Consider the following 15,939-nt stretch of genomic DNA (forward strand, 5'->3'; position numbering starts at 1 on the left):
ATCAAAAAAAGCGAGCTTAGCTCGCTTTTTTAAGATTACTCTTCTGTTTCAGCCTCTTCAGCCATTGGATAGACAAAACCATCATTTTTGCCTGAGAGGATGGACTTACCTAAAGAAATAGCTTTTTGAGCATGAACTGCGGCTTTCCGTTTCCATACAGCTTTGCGGCTATCTCTCTTAGATTTAGAAGTTTTCTTCTTGGGTACTGCCATGACGTGATCCCTATATTAAATGTGATTATTTTCTAGTTAGAAAATTTTTGACAACCTTCCTATCATAAGCGAAATAATGGATGTTGCGATCACAATTTTCAGCTAAACCCATAAAGTAAGGGCAATTCATGAATTGCCCTTACTTTATGGGTTTAAGATTAAGCTAGCCGCCTATTTAAGTCACGTTTCAAAAACATGCCCGAAGCCAGATTTTCCTTCGCCGAACATTATCATGAACGGACTAAGTATTCGCCTGCAACCCTTGCTAGCAAGAGTCAGGGGCTAGATTGGAGTACCCAGCCATCACCTTATAAGGATTATAAAATCGGCACGGTTTATGATCTAAAGCCTTATCTAACTGAAGAAATTCAGTCCGATCGCGATGGGTTACTAGCGAGTCGTTGGCGGCGGCTATCGCGGCTGCTATTTTGCAGCTATGGATTGACGGCTCGCGTGCCGACAGTAACAGGTGATGCCTTTTACTTGAGATCAGCTCCTTCGGCTGGTGGATTATATCCAGCAGAGTTGTATCTGATCTCAGCAGGGACACCGCTTTTGTCCGCAGGAATCTATAACTATCAAGTCCGCACCCATAGCTTGATCCATTTTTGGCAAGACAATAATGTTTGGCCTAGTTTGCAACAGGCTTGTTTCGGTCACCATGCCTTACAAAATACCCGCATGGCGATCGCCATTACCGCAGTATTTCACCGATCAGCATGGCGCTATCAAGATCGGGCTTATCGCCGAATTTTTCTGGATACGGGGCATCTGCTCGGAAATATTGAGCTTGCTAGCTCAATTGAGGATTATCAATCATCACTAATTGGCGGCTTTGCCGATGCAGCCGTAAATGAGCTGTTGTTTTTGGATAAGGAGGTTGAAGGGGCGATCGCGATCGTGCCAATCCTCGACCTGCAAGATGAAGAGCGCATTGGCAGAGGTCAGGAATCGCGAGAACCAATGCAGCGATCGCTCAATATTTCTAGAGGAATTATGACAGCCCTGCCATCAGCAACTGTCATCAGTTATCCTAAGCTACCTGATGGTCAGCTTTTAGAATATCTACACCGATCTACTCAAATTTCTGAACAGCCAAATATGCAGAAGCTTTTAGAGCAGATAGATGGCCAAAAATCAGATGATATCGAACAAATTCCTGAACAAGATCTCGATAAGTACAACTTTCCTTTTTGCACAAAAGTCAGTACTAAAACTGAAAGTATTCACTGGGGCGATGATCTGGAAATGCTAGAGAATACAATCTTGCAACGGCGATCAACCCGTGAATATAGCGGCGCGAAGTTAGAACTAGCCGAGCTCAAAGCAATTCTTGACTTTACCTATCAGCCGCAACACTATACCGATCAGGGTATTGATGGTAATCCTGACTATTTCGATCTGAGTCTCATTGAAACCTTCGTCGCCGTAACAGGCGTAGCTGGATTGGAAGAAGGATGCTATTACTACGCTCCCAAATCACAAGAGCTACGCCAAATTCGCTTTAAAAACTTCCGCGATGAATTGCATTATCTCTGCCTCGGTCAAGACCTTGGACGCGATGCAGGAGCCGTCATTTTCCATACTGCCGATCTTCAAAAAGCTGTGGCCAAATATGGCGATCGCGTCTATCGTTATTTACATATGGATGCAGGACATCTAGGGCAACGCCTAAATCTGGCTGCGATCGGCTTAGGTGTTGGGGTAAGCGGCATAGCAGGATTTTTTGACGATCTTGTTAATGAAGTTCTTGGCATTCCCAGTGATGAAGCCGTTTTATACATCACAACCCTCGGCAGACATCGTTAGCAAAACTCTTCTAATAAATGAATATATTGTTCTGACTTAACTCTCCAGCTATGCTGCTCAGCTACAGTCCTAGCCGATTTACCCATATTTACTCTCAAATCAACATCATTTGTTAATTTCATCAGAGCATCTGTTAAGGCTTTGCCATCTTCTGGATCCGCTAAAACTATTCCGCATTCAGTCGTAATGATTGAAGCTACGCCTGACACTGCTGTTGTAATTACAGGTAAGCCAGTTGCCATGGCCTCACTTACGACCATACCAAAAGGTTCATACCGTGATGGAAAGACAAAAAAATCAACTGCTTGCATAATTTTGGCAACATCACGCCGATAACCCAAGAAATAAACGCGATCGCTTATACCTAGTTGTTTAGATAGCTCTGGGTATGGGCTTCGCTCCGTATTACCTACTACTGCTAAGTGTAAATTAGGAATATTCACCAGAGATTTAAGAACCGTATCTAAGTTCTTACGATTAGTTCTAATATCCCCAGCAAACATAGCTAAACATACTTTGTCAGGAAGACCAAATTGACTGCGATCGCTAGATAGCGGTGTAAATTCATCAAGATCTACACCATTATAAATTACCCGAATGCGATCCCTAGAAACACCAATTTCACTTAATTCGCACTTGATATTGTCGGAGACAGCCACCACTACTTTAGTTTTCAGTAAAGACCTCTTTTCCCAATAAGCATTTAAAGCTGTAAATAGCCACTGATAAGCACCATAGAGATTGTGATGAATTTTCCAAGTATGGGAAGGCGATCTCAACCAAGAACTATGCACAAAATGGATTACATTTACATCGCTTGCAGCGTCTGTCACTGCACCACAAGCTAAAACGACATCAAATTTATGGCGATGAGATTGTAACCATCTAGCGCTTTTTTGGGCGAATATTATTCCTCGTAATAACTCCGTAGGAAATTTGTCAACAGTTAAACTAACGAATTCAATAAGAGGGTTATCACATAAATCAGGTTCTATTTTTCTTGTTACTAGACTAACCTGATGATTGCAACGAATAGCTTCCAAAACAATTTCATAATTGGCTCGACCTTGACCGTCACTTTTAATCACATAAGGCGTAACTATGCATATTTTCATTGATATATTCAACTCTTTTGCTTATTGTAAATTAGAGCTAATTCTAGATTGTGTTGTCGATTCCAATACTGTTGCCCTGCTAACCCAATACCTATAAAGCTCCAAATAATAACTCCGTGAATACCAGCCGTAACTCTAGCGGCAAGAAAGAATGCGATCGATTTAATAAGCACTGCACAAGCAGTTCTTAGAAACAAGTCGTTTGGATATTTACCTAAATTTTTAAACAATGTTACACCACACAGTAAAAGTGAACCTGTATAAGGTAAAGCTCCAATCCAACCCAAGTCTAATACCAAAGACATAATCCCAGCATCGACAGTATCATTAACACCAATTCCATCCCCGATAAAGTTGAAAATTCCATTCTCAAAGAAATACTGATAAATACCCTGCCTCCCCACAGCACTAGTATCATTTTGGAGATTACTGAGTGAGGAAAACCGAGTGGAAATAGTAGTAGCAAATGGCTCCATGGTACTTAAAGGGATTATGCATAATGCCAAAGCCACAATAGTTAAGACTAAACGAAGAAGTTGTTTAGGTTTTAATGAAGAACTAAAAAAAAGTAATCCACCAGCCCAACCTAGCCAACCAGTACGTACTGAACTCAATAGTAATGAGAGAAGCCCAGCTCCAGCGGCAGGGACAACCAATCCACTTTTACAGCTGAATAGTATCAATAGTGCACTTGTGATCATATCTGCGAATGGTCCAGGTGAATTTATCGTGCTCCATACACGCATTCCGAAAGGCTCAGGCTTGCCAGAGCTAGAATCCATTCCAGAACCAACTAGCCACAATCTGTCCCACTCAGGAGCAACCACATATTGATAGATTCCGTAAAGCCCAACTATCAGGCATCCCCATAAAAAAACCCGTTTAAAAGTTTGACTGTACTCAGGATATCTACGCCAATTTACGTATAAATGGTAACCAAATAAGACTGGCGTTATCCATCCCAAAAAAGCTACAGTTGCTTTAACAAAAGTAATTGATGGATAGAGTAATCCCACAAAATAGCTGTATACAATACTGACTAATGCTATAGCAAATGGTAAAGTGTTTTGCTGTTTTGCTTTAGGCAAATTTACATATAGGGTATGTAGACAAACCAAAATTACTAAGGTAGGTGCTAACAAAATTGGACTAGAATCAGTAAAGGCTCCCATGCGAAAGTCTGCTAATCGTCTTATTAGAGGAGTTAAAAATATATTCCACCATACAAAGCCAATATAAAATGGTGGATGTCGGAAATAGAGAAAACATCCAACAGAAAACGATCCCAATGGGAATAAAATATTTAAAATTTTGCTGCCAAAGCTTCCAAGTGCAATTAGCAATATGGTTGTCAAGCCAAACAAGCTCAGAACAAGCCATGCTTCTGATGTCGATTTAGCTTGAGAGTCTTGATTAGGGTTTAAAAGATGAGGAAAATCTGGATCGTAACTCATATTTATAACTCTATTACATCAAGGCGTGATTAGGATTTAGATATTTTTATATATTATTTGTTAAGAAATCGAGATTCCATCGCAGTCTTAAACAATTTGTGGAAATATCCATCCGTATAATATGATTATATTATTTTAATGTTTAAATATTGTTAATCTAGGAATAAACTTGGCTGTGAAACCTCAAAAAATTGTCGGTTTTTTACTCAATCGAGTTGATTGTAATGATGGAATTGCTTCTCATTGTGAAACTCTGATCCGTGGATTGAAGAATTCTGGATGGAAAGTGGTTTTGATAACGGGTCAAGTCAGTTTTGACGATAATTCTTTAAAGCGTTTTGAAGCCTTAAAAGAATTATCCGAAGAATGGGTTGTAATTGATGGTTTTAAGCGTGTATTCCCAAGTTTAGCTCACCTTTCTAAAATTTTAACTGCTGTCAAGAAGCATAAAATTGAGGTTTTCCATGTTCATGGTTACTCAATGCTTTTTTTAGCGCTTGTGCTTAAGATGTTAACTGGTATCAGATGCATTTCGACATTTCATCTTCTCAAATCTATACACTTAGGTAAATCTCTAGAAGGCAAAGATCGTAGATTTCAAAAATCTTTTTTGCAAACATATCTCAAGATTTTTTCTCCCCATGTTTTCATTGCTATTTCCTCTGAGATTGAGCAATGGTTAATTCAAGATATTGGAATTGCTAAATCAAAAGTTAAAAAAGTTTTTAATGGTATTGACTCTAACTATTTTCGTCCTCCTAGTAATGAAGAGATAGAACAAACAAGAGCTAAGCTTAATTTATCTAATCAAGATTTTGTGATCACTTTAGTTGGGAGAACTCAATGGGAAAAAGGACACAAGCTTTTAATTGATGCAGTTAATCAGATTGCCAACAGTAATCCCAGCTATTCTTTTAAATGTATGTTTGCTGGTTCAGGCGACCAGAAAGTAGAGATAGAAAATTATGCATTATCTAACAAAGAAAATTGTCATATATTTATGTTTTTAGGCTATGTGAACGAACCCCGTAATGTGTATTGGAGTTCAGATGTTATTGTTTTACCAAGCCAAGCTGAAGGCTTTCCTCTAGTAATTGTAGAGTCAATGGCTTGTGGGGTATTACCAATACGCACACCTGCTGCTGGAGCTTATGATCAAATTGAAGATGGAATAAGTGGGTTCATAATTCCTTTTAATGATTTAGAAGCTCTATCATCAAAACTGCTCCAACTGGCTGAAAATCCTGAGATGCGATCGCGTATGGTGGAAACAACGCTTAAATTATCACAAAAGTTTACCCTAGAAACGATGACTGCCGAGACAATCGCCGCCTATGAAGAGGCAATTACATAAACAATTCCTATGCATAATTTTATGAAAATAACTGTGGTTGTTCCGACTTATCAACGTCCGCTAGACCTAGCCCGCTGCTTGACTGCATTTAAAGTACAGATTCGTTCAGTAGATGAATTGTGGGTGATTGTTCGTGATACAGATCATGCAACTTGGCAATTTTTGGAAGATTATGAACGAGGGAATTTGCCTTTGCAGATAGCGACAGTCTCAGCATCTGGAGTCATTGCGGCGATGAATATTGGTCTGGAATCAGCAACTGGCGATATTGTGGCTTTTACAGATGATGATGCTGCACCCCATCCTAGTTGGTTACAGAAGATAGAAGCTTACTATCTGGCAGACAAGAAAGTTGGAGGAGTTGGTGGGCGGGATTGGGTGTATCATGGTACACAACTAGAAGATGGTTCTAAGCCCGTTGTGGGTAAGTTACATTGGTTTGGGCGCTTGATTGGTAATCATCATATTGGGATCGGGGAGGGACGCGAAGTAGATGTACTTAAGGGCGTAAACATGAGCTTTCGACGTAAGGCGATCGCTGATTTACGCTTCGATCAAAGAATGCGAGGATCGGGTGCTCAGGTGCATTTTGAGGTGGTCTTTTCGTTAACCTTAAGGCAGCAGGGTTGGAAATTAATATACGATCCCCAGATTGCTGTAGATCACTTTCCTGCTCAGCGTTTTGATGAAGATCAAAGAAATTCTTTTAATGCTGAGGCGAAGATCAATGCTGTACATAATGAGACTGTGGCATTATTAGGCTATTTACCACCTTTACGAAGATTTGTTTTTGCGATTTGGGCGATCGCAATCGGGACATCGGAAGCTTTTGGCGTATTGCAGTGGCTGAGATACTTACCTAAAGAAGGGGATATGGCGCGACAAAAATTATGGGCTTCTTGGCTTGGCCGCTGGCAGGGTTGGCAAACTTACAGCGTAAAGCTCTCAAACAAACTCCAGTAAATTTTTTACAAGTGTTGCTTTGCAACACTTGTAAAAAATTTACTGGTTTGGGTTTGTTTGAGAGCTTTGCTCTCTAATCCTAGAAAGAACGAAAATATGGATATCCTTTGGGGACTCCCAATTCCTTTTCTAATTCAAAGTTAATAATTCCCCAGCGTGGCTCTTGTTCTTCTGGTGGGCTAAACTCTACGTTTAAGCCGTACAAACTTTGGGAACTAGAAACTATGGACGTATTTTCAAGATAAGGATCAACTAGCCCAATGTAGCGATGAGCAATAGTCACCTTGATTGCTCGATAACCCTGAGTATAAAGGCGATCTATACTTTCATGAATTTCAAAACGAATCCCATCAGGATGGGTATGTTGCCGATACCATTCGTCGTTCCATAGCCGCCATTGACGATCGGATTGGAGATGGACTAAATCTTTGCAGTTGGGCTGAACTTCAAAAGCCCCATGTCTGGGACAAAGATATGTGTCAGTCAAAATCAAGGCAGGAATAATTTGCCGACAGTGAGGACATTTAATCTCAGAACCAAAAATCGGATATTGCTGCACCGAAGTGACTGTCCTCATGACTTATAAAAATGTAAGAGATTCTTATATTGGATCTTAACATGCTCATTACGATGGCCGTTGCCATTCGAGTTAGACACGTCAATTCTCATTATGAAACTGATTTTAGATTTTTCAGCACCTACGGCGCTGAAAAATCTAAAATCAGTTTTGATGAAAGCCCGCCTTTGGCGGACTTTCATCAAAACTGATTTTTAAAATGAGAATAGCTGCGCTAGATCAAAAGGCAAAAGCAAATATGAACCCTATCCTATAGAGTTTTCAGCGACTAGGGCTCTGAAAACTCCAAAATAAGAAGTGCTTATCTTTAATGAATCAAAAATTTCCATTTTATAGTTCAGATGACACACTCTAACAACATGTAACCCGCTACAATTTTGACGTTAAGTACTAATAGTCGTTAAAAACAAGTCAGGTTAGGATGGCAAAAGCCAACCCAAAAGCCCAGTGGGGATCAGTTTTAAACCGCGCAAACCACGCAGAAAAGTATCTTCGGTGGTTCGTTGAGTTTTGTCCAATACCGATCGCGATGTTTGATCGCAATCTAAATTACATATTAGTTAGTCAGCCTTGGGTCAAAATGCTTGGTATTCCTCGCCTTAAGCTGATTGGCACAAATCTCTATGAATCACTACCAAAAGCGCTCTCCCATAGACATGGATTAGAGCGATGCTTAAGTGGTGGTCAGATGCATTACACAGCAGAAGTTGAGATTACATTTCGCGGAGAATCGGCTAGTAATTTTCAGTGGGATGTCCAGCCTTGGTATAACGATGATGGCTCGGCAGATGGGATTATAGTTGCTAGCCATGCTTTAGCTGCTCCTCAGACTGCCTTACTAAAGAATCAGCTAGCCGAAGAAATTGCGGAAAGGCTGTATCTTGAAGATGCTTTTAATAAAATTGGCACGGCACTTGAAAGTGCTAATGATGCGATTTGTATTACTGATGGGGAAGGACAAGCAATTTATACCAATCTTGCTTTTAGCGATCTATTTGCCTATAGTTTATCGACCTTAAAGAAAACAACCAATTTACGACCTCTATTTATTGATGAGCAAACTGCTCAAGTAATTCATGCGGCAGTGATGCATGGCGGCACTTGGACAAGTGAAATAGAAATGCGCGATCGCGATCATCAGCATATTCCTATTTCCTTAAAAGTAAATCCTGTCAAAAATCCATCTGGAGAGGTGATTGGCATAACTTATATTTGTACAAATATCCGCGATCGCAAAGCTGCTGAAGCAGAAATCAACAAAAGTTTTGCCGCTCTCGGTGCGACACTTGAGGCAACAGCCGATGGTATTTTGGTACTAGATGCGATCGGCAATATTATTATTTGCAATCAAAAATTTGTCGATCTTTGGCAGATTCCTGATCGCATTTTTAGATCCAATGACGACTCATATATTCTCAAGTATGTTGCCAAGCGGATTAGCTCGGCTCAATATTTGCATCAATTTGGCAAAGGACTTGGTATTGACCAGAATAGCTTTGAGATTGTCGAGTTAGATGATGGTAGAACCCTAGAATGCTATTCGCAACCACAAAACGTTTTGGACAGTTGCGCGGGGCGAGTTTGGAGTTTACGCGACATTACTGAACGCCTTGCGGCTGAAGCGCTAGTCCGTGCCTCCGAAGAAAAATATCGCCTCCAAGCTGAGAAGCTACAACATGCTTTGCAAGAGTTAAAAAGTACACAATCGCAACTGATTCAAGCCGAGAAAATGTCTGGGTTGGGTCAGTTAGTAGCAGGGATAGCCCATGAGATTAATAATCCTGTAAATTTTATTTATGGAAATCTCTCCTATGCCGACACCTATACATCCGAGTTATTGAACCTTGTTGAAATTTATCGTACTCATTATCCAGCGCCTGTCGAGGCAGTACAGGTAAAGCTGGAAGAGATGGATATTGATTTTCTTGCTGATGACTTTGTGAAGTTGGTCGGTTCAATTCGGATTGGCGCAGAGCGAATTCAAAAGATTGTGCAATCACTAAATAAATTTTCTCGTAGTGATGAAGAAGGATGCAAATCTGTTGATATTCATGAGGGGATTGATAGCACTTTGATGATCTTGCAAAGTCGTCTGAAGGCGACTCCTCATCGTCCTGAGATTAAGATTGAAAAAAATTATGCGCAGCTTCCTGATGTTGAATGCTATGCGGGACAGCTAAATCAAGTCTTTATGAATCTGCTCACCAATGCGATCGATGCTCTTGAAGAAGATGCTGAAGCAAATGGAGTTTGGCAGATCGTGAATGAGCAGCCTCAATGGATTAGGCAAGATGGAAAGGTTTCCAAAATTTTAATCCAGACAGAGATTCTTGCAGATGCTCAAAATAGCGATATGCAGAGGGGCGATCGCTTGGTCATCAAAATTTCTGATAATGGCAATGGAATTCCTGACGAATTGCGCAATCGCTTGTTTGACCTGTTCTTCACGACTAAGCCTGTGGGTAAAGGTACGGGCTTAGGGCTATCGATCGCTTATCAGATCGTTACTGAACATCATGGCGGCAAGTTGTCCTTTAGTTCAGAAATAGGTAAGGGTACTGAATTCGCGATTGAGATTCCCATACAACAAACCAAGAATTGAGACTATGAGGTCTTTACAGCTTAGTAAGGACAAATCAAAACCCCAAATAGTAATGGCGGCGCGAAGCGCCGCCATTACTATTTGGGGTTTTATGTCTCTAATACCAATCCACAAAATTGTGGCAACAATATGTCATGGCTAACCCTAAACAAAATTAAAGTAGTGCTACTGTGTCACTTTTACTTTTTACTTTTACCTTTTTACTTTTACCTTTTTACTTTTACCTTTTTACTTTGATAACTTTTGGAATTGCTGGCGATAGGCAAGCTCTAACTGATTGCCAACCTTCATAAATAGCTTGGCTTGCTCATCTTGCAGTGCCAAAAATAAACGGTGAAATGCAGATGTAAAAATTGCAATAATTAAACCTGTTGCAGTTGTAATTAATGCCTCTGCAATCCCTTGGGTTAGGGAGCCAGACTTCGTATTTGCCGCAACATCACCAATTTTGAGAGAACCGAAGGAACTGATTAGTCCAGTCACAGTCCCTAAAAGCCCTAACAAAGGCGCGAGCGTGATCGAAGCTTCGAGCAACTTTTCGCCCTTAAGCATTCCCGCTAATTCTTCGTCGGCAGTACTTTCAAGCGCGAGCCGAAATAGTTCAGGATCGGGATCTTCCAAGGCTAAAGGAGCATAGAGAAACCTCGCTACGGGAACATTTAAAGATTGCTCCGCCGCAACTGATGCTAATTTTAAGTCTTGACGCGCGATCGCCAAAATATTTTCGGCAGTTTTTCGCTCTTGCTTGATGATGGCAAACCAAAAAATTAGTCGCTCCATGATCCCAGCCAATGCAAACACTGATAGAGCTATGAGTGGGTACATGACTGGCCCACCTGCCTTGATCAACTCAATCACTTGTACTAGACTCCTTTTCTTCTGCGGTTGACTCCCTTTCTTCACGTTCTCGGCTAAGCTGATTAATTAGTGAGAGTACTTTGACACCGCGCTCAAAGGAGCGATCTTCATGGAATACAACTTCAGGTACGCGGCGCAATGATAATCGCTGCCCAACTTCACGCTTGATAAAGCCTGTAGCTGAAGCTAGCGCTTCCATAGTTTGTGCTCTTGCTTCTTCAGTACCGTAAATACTGACAAAAATTTTCACATGTTGGAGATCGCCTGATAGCTCGGCATCGGTGACACTGACCATGCCCATACCCACGCGATCGTCCTTAATATCTTTCAGCAACATGTTGCTGACTTCTCGCTTAATTAATTCAGCAACGCGAGCAACTCGTCTTGTAGTAGCCATAGATTTGTACTTATCACAGTAAACTTTAGTTTTTGAAATTGTTGCCCTTATCTCCCTGAACCTTCTGCCGTTGGGAGAAGGGAATCAAAACTAATTTCTTGTTCCCTCTAGGAGAGAAGTTAGGGTTGAGGGCATGGAGAACTTTTATCATAGGCTGTCGTAATGACGACAATCCTGACAGGGTCCACTAGGATTGACCGCACAGCGAATGTAAGGTGATCGCGCATTATATTTGCAGCTAACTTTTCCAATCACATATCCAAAGCCATCAATGCAGGTCATCTCGGCAGGTGGTAATGCTTTAAGCTTTGGTAGTATGGGAGTGGAGATAGCCGCCGAATTTATTTGCCGATAATGAGCTTGGGTACGATGAAGCATCCAAAGGGATAGGATTGGTGGTGCTACACCCACTAGTAAGATGATGATGATATCTAACATAATGCTTAACATGATGATGGTTCAACATGTGGCGAAGTTGAAGCTCGAATCAAATCTGAGTGAAGATTGCCTAAGCTATGTCCAGCCCTAGCATAGCTCTTAATACTAGTGATACACCAATAAATCCACTAACGATCGCTGAAATCATCGCGATCGCCGTCAGAGGCTTATTGAATAAGGGAATAATTGGTGCAATCACTACAGACAGAACACCCCCAGTGATTAGGGCTAAAAATTTGGGATAGCGGAGCAGGTTTTGGATAAAGTTTTTCATCGTTTAATTTAGTTTAATACATTAGGATAAAAAGTATAAAAGTCGCTCAGCACCTTTTATAGCTATAGATTTGTGCTTTTTAGCTGTGGATAAGGCAAGGTTGAGATTTTGTGATCGGTATTGTGAGTAGTATTATCTGACAAATATTTTGTCAAAGCCTCAGGATGATAATCCCAGTTTAATAGACCAGCTAGCCCCATAAACAAACCGAAGGCGGCAGGAACCATCGCTGCGCCATAGAGCCAGCCTTTTTGAGTCAGAGAGGTCATCGCAAGCAATGCGATTGCAAGGGCAAATGCGGCTTCTGACAGGTCAAACTGGTCATCATGGACATTCAACTGCTCGTATAGTTTTTCAGCATCCAAGGCTTGTTGCTGCAATTTTTCCTTTTCGTTATCTTGTTTAGCAGCGATCGCTTCATACTTAGCAATTTCTTTGCCGTACTCAGCAAGAACTTTAGGCGATCCCGCAGCCAGAGCTTGTAACTTTAATTGAGCAATAGTAGATTTGGCAATCTCGGCACGCATGTTTCGAGCTTGATAAAACGACCATGTATCAATGCGATCGGCTTGAGCTTTTTGCATAGCTTGCACGACATTGCCACTTTTGACTTGACACAACCCCATAAAGGTGACAAACAAAACTACTGTGATCGCCACGTAATTATTGAGCTGATTCTTATTTTTTGTTTTTTGCTCTTTTTGGGGATCGTCTGGTTTTTTAGAGCCGTCTTGATCTTCTAACTCTTTATTTTCATCCTCGTTGTTTTCCTCAATAATTTCAGAGAGATCAGATATTTCCATAGCTTTTGGCTGTAATGAAGGTGATTGTTAGTAAAAATATTTGTTAAATCTGGACAGTCAATTAAGATACTCAGAGCATTGCAGCATATATCTTATTGAGCTGTTAAATTATATGACAACGTGATGGGCAATCTAGTCTTAGGGAACTTATAAGGTAGAAATTTATGGGTAGTGTGTCACATTTGTTGAGGTTAGCCTTTAATTTATAAAAGTATTGTCGCATTTTGTGAATTGTAAATCTAAAGAAGTAATGATAGGTGGCTCAAAGCACCGCCTATCATTACTTCTTTATGGCTTATTATGCTTATTATGTCGAGAACTGTTTACTAGTCAGTCGATGGTGAGACATTTGCGCAATATCGATCGCAGGTGTACAAGACCACATGTCATCCAAAGAGAGTGACATTGATTGAGAGACAATCACGTCGATCTCTATTGCCATCTTGCACAGAATACTCTGTGCACCCAAATGTCCCAAAATGCCTAAACGGATTGCTGCACTGACAATCCCAGTTACAAAATTGTGCAAGAATGCAAAACTTGTATCGCGTTCACTCAGATGCACTGCACGACCAACGATTGCAAACACGATCGGATGTAACCCTGGCGTTTTATTAACATCAATATCCTCCTGCAATGCTTCAAGTTGAGAATCATTCCAAGTCGTTCGCGCTACAAGTAGTAATGCCTGCCCGCTTCGCTGCTGCGCTTCACGGGTCGTCTGAATTAACATCTGGGTATACAAATATGCATCCGCTCGCCGCACTTCCTTGAGATCATCGTTGGTGCTGGCACGATGCGCATGGATGAGAGCAATTAAATCTGAACTACCCACTTTGTTGTGTAGCAACAAATGGAGAAATGTTTCTATATCCTGAGGATTATGAATCTGATTAGTTTGCACCATTGCTTCCAAGCCGTGGGAAAGTGTGAAGGAACCCGATGGGAAAAAAGAATCAGACAATTGCATCAGAGCAAGACGGGAATCAATCATAGCCATCGATTAGTGATAATTAGTGATGAGAATGGGAAGAAAATTGAATCTGATTAGCGGAAGAGCGAACTTCGTAGTCAATACATAAGTTCGGAATATTGACGTTTCTTACGGTGGTTTCCATTACGGCACGATCAGCTACCATTTCTACATAAATGCGATCGCCATTTACTAGAATCGGCCAGTGATGATTTCCAAGTACATGTCCTAAATAGATTAGGTCAATCGCATGTTTTGATACATCACCACTAACACTCAGAGTCATCACAGTTTGGTCAGTGAGATTGACTAACAGTAATTGTCCAGATTGCATCGCGAATAAATCGCCTGTTCCAAGAGACTGCTCTCGGCTCTTAATGATGCCTAGCTCAATGCCTGTTGTCGAAAAAGCATGAATCCGACCTTTGCCACTATCTTCTGGTTGCAAATAGACCTCTAGTAAGGTTCCCGCTTCTTGAGCTTGCAATACTTGCTGCTGTAAAGATTGATCGATTTCTTGATTACCTAAATAGGTTTCGGTTAGAACTGTCATTTGTAGATCTCAGGTAAAGGTGGTTGAGCATTTTGATGCCGCATTCTGGTCAATGCATAGTTGATATAGGCTTTAAGGCTCGGTACGTTTGAAGACATCGCACGCACCAGCAACCCATTACAGTTGGGCAAGGACGAACAGGCGGCAGTTAACTCTGGATAGATGTGGACAAACCTTTCTAAATCAAGTTCCAGAGATTGTAAATTGCCTTCTGGCGCAACTAAAATTATGCTGGCAAGAATTGGTTGAGATGTAAAAATTGGGTTGTTAGTCAGAGGTTCAGATTTCCCCAGCAACCGCATCGCATCGGTAAAGACCAAGTTTCCGTCAGTGGTACAGACTTTTAAGCGACTGAAATACTGACTGAAATGGAAGCATTCTCCCCTTGCTAACCGTCCAGGAATCATGATTTCGCTCAGAAACAGGTTCCCTGTTGGGGCGATCGCTATTTGGATAGTCTGCTCCAGATTGGCATCGCGATAGAGAATCAGTGGTTCAGGGATAAACTCTAAACTTGCCCCTGCGCCAATCTCAAAGTCATAACGAATACGGGCAACCTGACCAAATGGCATCAGATGGACTTTTGATGCTGACTGATCGGTGAGATATAGACTGGTGCGATCGCGTAATTTTGCCCCGATCTGAAAGTGATCGCCTGCCAACAGCCCAGGGGAGGAATTCATAATGTATAGATAAGCGCGATGGGCATCGGTGGGGTCGAGCCTTAACGGTCGGGACAGCCTGAAAGGATAGGTTGCATACTGACGATACACAAATGATCGCCCAAATTGATCGAGTCCAATCTCTACGGTGAGTTGTTGTGGGGAAACTGGAAGGTCTAGCTTAGTTATAGGTGGAGCGATGAGTTCAGCTAACATATCTATCGTTTGCTCATATTCTTAAATTGTGTTCTCAATCGACTTGATCAAGCCAGTTCTCGAACAGACTGAAATAGTAATTTGTCAAAGATGAACTGCATCACCCGATCTAATCCTTCACCCGTTTTACAGTTGGTATAGGCGATCGGTTTCCCTTTTCGTCGTTCCGTAGCATCGCGATCGATGATGTTCAAGTCAGCTCCCACATAAGGCGCAATATCAATTTTGTTAATTACTACCAGATCTGCTTGCATAAACCCAGGCCCATTTTTGCGAGGAATATCATCGCCTGCGCCCACATCCAGCACAAAAATATAGGCATCAATTAAGTCATAGCTAAATGTTGATGCCAAATTGTCGCCACCGCTTTCGACAAACACCAGATCGAGTTCTGGAAAAGCTCGCTCTAGATTGCGGATTGCCAACAAATTCATCGTCGGATCTTCGCGAATCGCTGTATGCGGACAACTACCAGTTTCCACACCTACAATTCGATTAGCGGGTAAGACTCCTTGACGCTTGAGGCGATCGGCATCTTCTTGCGTCAACAAATCATTTGTTACTACAGCTACTTCGATCCCTTGCTGCATTAGTAATGGTAACAACCTTTCCAGTAGAGCCGTTTTGCCACTGCCTACTGGCCCACCGACACCCAAACGCGCCACTGATTTTTTCATTT

The 15,939-nt window shown here is 41.4% G+C and carries 17 protein-coding genes; 4 read left to right on the forward strand and 13 right to left on the reverse strand.

Annotation, left to right across the window (positions count from 1 at the left end):
- Positions 1-35: 35 nt before the first annotated feature.
- A complete protein-coding gene (gene rpmF, locus CQ839_RS10345; RefSeq protein WP_103668198.1) occupies positions 36-212 on the reverse strand; it encodes a 50S ribosomal protein L32 in 177 nt (58 codons plus the stop codon).
- 195 nt (positions 213-407) lie between these two features.
- Here rpmF and CQ839_RS10350 point away from each other — a divergent pair, with 195 nt between their 5' ends.
- A complete protein-coding gene (locus CQ839_RS10350) occupies positions 408-2,021 on the forward strand; it encodes a SagB/ThcOx family dehydrogenase (RefSeq protein WP_103668199.1) in 1,614 nt (537 codons plus the stop codon).
- Here the strand turns inward: CQ839_RS10350 and CQ839_RS10355 are convergent.
- Positions 2,018-3,136: a glycosyltransferase family 4 protein gene (locus tag CQ839_RS10355; RefSeq protein ID WP_103668200.1), complete on the reverse strand. Its 1,119-nt coding sequence runs from the start codon at positions 3,134-3,136 to the stop codon at positions 2,018-2,020. The genes CQ839_RS10350 and CQ839_RS10355 overlap by 4 nt on opposite strands.
- 8 nt (positions 3,137-3,144) lie before the next feature.
- A complete protein-coding gene (locus tag CQ839_RS10360; protein ID WP_103668201.1) occupies positions 3,145-4,590 on the reverse strand; it encodes a glucose-6-phosphate isomerase in 1,446 nt (481 codons plus the stop codon).
- Positions 4,591-4,765: 175 nt separating this feature from the next.
- On the opposite strand from CQ839_RS10360, the gene CQ839_RS10365 reads away from it, so the two are divergent.
- On the forward strand, positions 4,766-5,944 hold the full coding sequence (locus CQ839_RS10365) for a glycosyltransferase family 4 protein (protein ID WP_146048721.1): 1,179 nt from the start codon (positions 4,766-4,768) through the stop codon (positions 5,942-5,944).
- Between the two features lie 21 nt (positions 5,945-5,965).
- Positions 5,966-6,907 carry a glycosyltransferase family 2 protein gene (locus tag CQ839_RS10370; RefSeq protein WP_103668203.1) on the forward strand — a complete coding sequence of 314 codons (942 nt, stop codon included), beginning with the start codon at positions 5,966-5,968 and terminating at the stop codon, positions 6,905-6,907.
- A gap of 79 nt (positions 6,908-6,986) precedes the next feature.
- Here CQ839_RS10370 and CQ839_RS10375 read toward each other — a convergent pair whose 3' ends face one another.
- Positions 6,987-7,484, reverse strand: coding sequence for a TIGR02652 family protein (locus CQ839_RS10375; protein ID WP_103668204.1), 498 nt, complete (start codon positions 7,482-7,484; stop codon positions 6,987-6,989).
- Between the two features lie 421 nt (positions 7,485-7,905).
- Here CQ839_RS10375 and CQ839_RS10385 point away from each other — a divergent pair, with 421 nt between their 5' ends.
- Entirely contained in the window at positions 7,906-10,086 is a 2,181-nt protein-coding gene (locus CQ839_RS10385; protein ID WP_103668206.1) for an ATP-binding protein, read from the forward strand.
- Positions 10,087-10,314: 228 nt separating this feature from the next.
- Here CQ839_RS10385 and CQ839_RS10390 read toward each other — a convergent pair whose 3' ends face one another.
- The 9 genes from CQ839_RS10390 to ureG form a co-directional block, all read right to left on the reverse strand.
- Positions 10,315-10,944 carry a MotA/TolQ/ExbB proton channel family protein gene (locus tag CQ839_RS10390; RefSeq protein WP_103668207.1) on the reverse strand — a complete coding sequence of 210 codons (630 nt, stop codon included), beginning with the start codon at positions 10,942-10,944 and terminating at the stop codon, positions 10,315-10,317.
- A complete protein-coding gene (rbfA, locus tag CQ839_RS10395; RefSeq protein ID WP_103668208.1) occupies positions 10,937-11,341 on the reverse strand; it encodes a 30S ribosome-binding factor RbfA in 405 nt (134 codons plus the stop codon). The genes CQ839_RS10390 and rbfA overlap by 8 nt, the downstream gene beginning before the upstream one ends.
- Before the next feature lie 147 nt (positions 11,342-11,488).
- Positions 11,489-11,791, reverse strand: coding sequence for a DUF6464 family protein (locus tag CQ839_RS10400; protein ID WP_219817762.1), 303 nt, complete (start codon positions 11,789-11,791; stop codon positions 11,489-11,491).
- 58 nt (positions 11,792-11,849) lie between these two features.
- A complete protein-coding gene (locus CQ839_RS10405) occupies positions 11,850-12,053 on the reverse strand; it encodes a DUF751 family protein (RefSeq protein WP_103668210.1) in 204 nt (67 codons plus the stop codon).
- Between the two features lie 62 nt (positions 12,054-12,115).
- The gene (locus tag CQ839_RS10410) at positions 12,116-12,856 is read right to left on the reverse strand and encodes a DUF4337 domain-containing protein (protein WP_103668211.1); all 741 of its coding nucleotides are present in this window, start codon (positions 12,854-12,856) and stop codon (positions 12,116-12,118) included.
- Positions 12,857-13,163: 307 nt separating this feature from the next.
- Positions 13,164-13,850 carry an urease accessory protein UreF gene (locus CQ839_RS10415; RefSeq protein ID WP_103668212.1) on the reverse strand — a complete coding sequence of 229 codons (687 nt, stop codon included), beginning with the start codon at positions 13,848-13,850 and terminating at the stop codon, positions 13,164-13,166.
- A gap of 19 nt (positions 13,851-13,869) precedes the next feature.
- Positions 13,870-14,382, reverse strand: coding sequence for an urease accessory protein UreE (locus tag CQ839_RS10420; protein WP_103668213.1), 513 nt, complete (start codon positions 14,380-14,382; stop codon positions 13,870-13,872).
- Positions 14,379-15,260: an urease accessory protein UreD gene (locus CQ839_RS10425; protein ID WP_103668214.1), complete on the reverse strand. Its 882-nt coding sequence runs from the start codon at positions 15,258-15,260 to the stop codon at positions 14,379-14,381. Before CQ839_RS10425 ends, CQ839_RS10420 begins: the two co-directional genes overlap by 4 nt.
- Before the next feature lie 47 nt (positions 15,261-15,307).
- A complete protein-coding gene (gene ureG / locus CQ839_RS10430) occupies positions 15,308-15,937 on the reverse strand; it encodes an urease accessory protein UreG (protein ID WP_103668215.1) in 630 nt (209 codons plus the stop codon).
- Positions 15,938-15,939: the final 2 nt, after the last annotated feature.

Source organism: Pseudanabaena sp. BC1403 (genome assembly GCF_002914585.1).
Classification (GTDB): Bacteria; Cyanobacteriota; Cyanobacteriia; order Pseudanabaenales; family Pseudanabaenaceae; genus Pseudanabaena.

Bases quoted from the DNA above. Each gene is read 5' to 3' on its own strand.
- rpmF (WP_103668198.1), bottom strand. From the start codon at position 212: ATGGCAGTACCCAAGAAGAAAACTTCTAAATCTAAGAGAGATAGCCGC.
- CQ839_RS10350 (WP_103668199.1), top strand. From the start codon at position 408: ATGCCCGAAGCCAGATTTTCCTTCGCCGAACATTATCATGAACGGACT.
- CQ839_RS10355 (WP_103668200.1), bottom strand. From the start codon at position 3,136: ATGAAAATATGCATAGTTACGCCTTATGTGATTAAAAGTGACGGTCAA.
- CQ839_RS10360 (WP_103668201.1), bottom strand. From the start codon at position 4,590: ATGAGTTACGATCCAGATTTTCCTCATCTTTTAAACCCTAATCAAGAC.
- CQ839_RS10370 (WP_103668203.1), top strand. From the start codon at position 5,966: ATGAAAATAACTGTGGTTGTTCCGACTTATCAACGTCCGCTAGACCTA.
- CQ839_RS10375 (WP_103668204.1), bottom strand. From the start codon at position 7,484: ATGAGGACAGTCACTTCGGTGCAGCAATATCCGATTTTTGGTTCTGAG.
- CQ839_RS10385 (WP_103668206.1), top strand. From the start codon at position 7,906: ATGGCAAAAGCCAACCCAAAAGCCCAGTGGGGATCAGTTTTAAACCGC.
- rbfA (WP_103668208.1), bottom strand. From the start codon at position 11,341: ATGGCTACTACAAGACGAGTTGCTCGCGTTGCTGAATTAATTAAGCGA.
- CQ839_RS10400 (WP_219817762.1), bottom strand. From the start codon at position 11,791: ATGTTAAGCATTATGTTAGATATCATCATCATCTTACTAGTGGGTGTA.
- CQ839_RS10405 (WP_103668210.1), bottom strand. From the start codon at position 12,053: ATGAAAAACTTTATCCAAAACCTGCTCCGCTATCCCAAATTTTTAGCC.
- CQ839_RS10410 (WP_103668211.1), bottom strand. From the start codon at position 12,856: ATGGAAATATCTGATCTCTCTGAAATTATTGAGGAAAACAACGAGGAT.
- CQ839_RS10415 (WP_103668212.1), bottom strand. From the start codon at position 13,850: ATGATTGATTCCCGTCTTGCTCTGATGCAATTGTCTGATTCTTTTTTC.
- CQ839_RS10420 (WP_103668213.1), bottom strand. From the start codon at position 14,382: ATGACAGTTCTAACCGAAACCTATTTAGGTAATCAAGAAATCGATCAA.
- CQ839_RS10425 (WP_103668214.1), bottom strand. From the start codon at position 15,260: ATGTTAGCTGAACTCATCGCTCCACCTATAACTAAGCTAGACCTTCCA.
- ureG (WP_103668215.1), bottom strand. From the start codon at position 15,937: ATGAAAAAATCAGTGGCGCGTTTGGGTGTCGGTGGGCCAGTAGGCAGT.